Below are 338 nucleotides of genomic sequence, written 5' to 3'. Positions count from 1 at the left end.
TAGGAACCTGGATAGAATCATCTCCGGTGCCGGATAGAACTACCCTGCATTTTGGAGAGAACAACCACCTCACAAGGATTGACGGAGATGGGAATTCTGAAAAATATATCTATCTCATCGAAGACAATACTTTATTCCTGAGCCTGGCTTCCGGCCAGGAAGGTTCTTCTGAACTCTTTTTTGAACAGATCAATGAGAACCGTATTAAAGTGGAAAATCTCTATGTATCAGTTCCTGAAGCAGAGACTACTTTTATCATTTTTGAGAGATATTAGGGGAGAGTCAAGATCGCTTCGCTGCCAAAATCAAGAGTCAAGACTCCTTTCCTGGTTTCGGAA

General features: G+C 42.0%; 1 protein-coding gene. It reads left to right on the top strand.

The window, feature by feature from the left end:
• On the top strand, positions 1-275 hold a 275-nt coding region (locus HC176_RS18185), incomplete at its 5' end, for a hypothetical protein (protein ID WP_167920402.1).
• Positions 276-338: the final 63 nt, after the last annotated feature.

Source organism: Tamlana crocina (assembly GCF_012037625.1).
Note: the sequence above shows the minus strand (reverse complement) of the source record. Positions and strands in the feature narration are given on the sequence as shown.